We start from the raw sequence: 432 nt of genomic DNA on the forward strand, positions 1-432 counted from the left end.
GTGCTAGCCCGCTTGCGAGCCGTGGAAGGCTCTGCTTACTGGTTAGGGGGTTACCTCAATTTATGTTTGTTTGAGCCACAGGGTTCAGCGGTGCGCATGGCGCACCCTATTAGAGTTGTCTGAGTATTAAATGCGGACATTCATGCCTAAGCAACCCTGTCACGCTGGGCCTAAACGCTATTTTAAAACTATAGGCCGAGTTCGGACCATTAAAATGAAGGCGAAGGAAAATCATCCTCGGGTTCGTCCTTCTTAATTTCTTCAAGGCTTAATTCCAAAGCGCTGGACGTGACCATGGTGTCTTTAGACGGTTCACTTGAATCCCCTTCTCCACCATTCGAGTCATTTAGCTTGATCTTCAAGCGAAGGTTATTAGCAGAGTCAGCGTTCTTAATAGCTTCTTCAAGAGATATTTTGCCTGCTTTGTGTAGA

1 pseudogene is annotated in these 432 nt (G+C 46.5%); it reads right to left on the reverse strand.

The features are described 5' to 3' along the window. Positions 1 to 209: 209 nt before the first annotated feature. A pseudogene (locus A3766_RS30900) lies at positions 210 to 432 on the reverse strand (type IV pili twitching motility protein PilT); the annotation flags it as partial.

It is taken from the genome of Oleiphilus sp. HI0132 (genome assembly GCF_001635845.1).